Genomic DNA, 1,237 nt, shown 5'->3' on the forward strand with positions numbered 1-1,237 from the left:
GCCTATAGAGGCGGGGGCTTCTTGTTTCGACGATCGCTGCCTTTTTGTAGAAAGGTCTTACATGATCTCCACAAGCGTTCGATGCAGTATGCATCCCGTTCGGGGCAAACCCTCCCTACGGCGATCGATCCATCATGCACTGATTTTCAAAGCCCGCTGCAAAATGACCTTAGCGGATACGATGTCTCGGTCCTGCACCCATCCGCATCTTTTGCATTCATGAAGCCGAATAGCCAACGTTTTCGGCACATCCGCGCCGCATATACAGGTCTGCGATGTGCCGTGGGCAGGCACTTGTACGAATCGCTTCCCCTGTCTTTCCGCTTTATACGACAGATACGTCATGAACTTTCGCCATCCGGCATCCGCGATGCTTTTGGACAGCCGGCGATTTCGGAGCATGTTTTTCACGTTCAATTGCTCCACCGCGATCAGATCATGCTTCATGACGATACGGTAAGATTGTTTATGCAAAAAATCGTTGCGCTGCCGCGCGACTTTCTGGTGGATTTTCGCGACCTTCCGTTTGGCTTTCTGCCGATTGCAGGAACCGCGTGGTTTGCGGGATAGCCGCCGCTGGGCGCGTCTGAGCCGCTTCTCCGCTCTTCGCAGATGCCGCGGGTTGTCCACTTTCGTCTCATCGGACAGCGCCGCAAACGTGCGCAGCCCTACGTCGATGCCCACGGCCGCATCCACCGACTGGCCTGCTTCCACTGCCGCCAGCTTCACGCCTATATTTGCCATCCACCCGTCTGCATATCGTTTTACATGGATTTGGGTCACGTTTGCCCGGTCGAATGGACGGTGTGCATGCATGCGGACCCAGCCGATTTTGGACAAATAGACGGATCCCTCGTGGGCGAATGTCTTGGCTACCGCACCAGGCTGGGGGTATGTAAAAGAGAGATATCGGTCGGCCGACTTGTAATGGGGAAACCCCGCCTCCCCGCGAAAGAATCGCTGATAGGCATCATCCAGCCGTCGCAGGCAATCCTGCAGCACTTGCGAATGAACGGCTTTATATTCGGGGAATTCCTTCTTGAAAGCGGGCAATTCGTCCTGCTGCATGGCATAGGTGACGGTTTTACCCTCCTGAGTGTAGGCGGTATCTCGTTGCTCCTTAGCCCGATTGTACAGCTTCTGGCACAACCTCAACGTTCGAATCATGAGTTGCTCCTGTTTGGGAGTTGGATAGAGGCGAAACTGATAAGTGATTTGCACGAAAGGTCACCACCTT

General features: G+C 54.4%; 1 protein-coding gene. It reads right to left on the minus strand.

Annotated elements, in window-relative coordinates:
- Positions 1–132: 132 nt before the first annotated feature.
- Positions 133–1,221, minus strand: a complete 1,089-nt coding sequence (locus ACX1DY_RS31370) for an RNA-guided endonuclease InsQ/TnpB family protein (protein ID WP_458968038.1) — start codon at positions 1,219–1,221, stop codon at positions 133–135.
- Positions 1,222–1,237 lie beyond the last annotated feature (16 nt).

The sequence above is a fragment of the Paenibacillus sp. BAC0078 genome, from assembly GCF_054483875.1.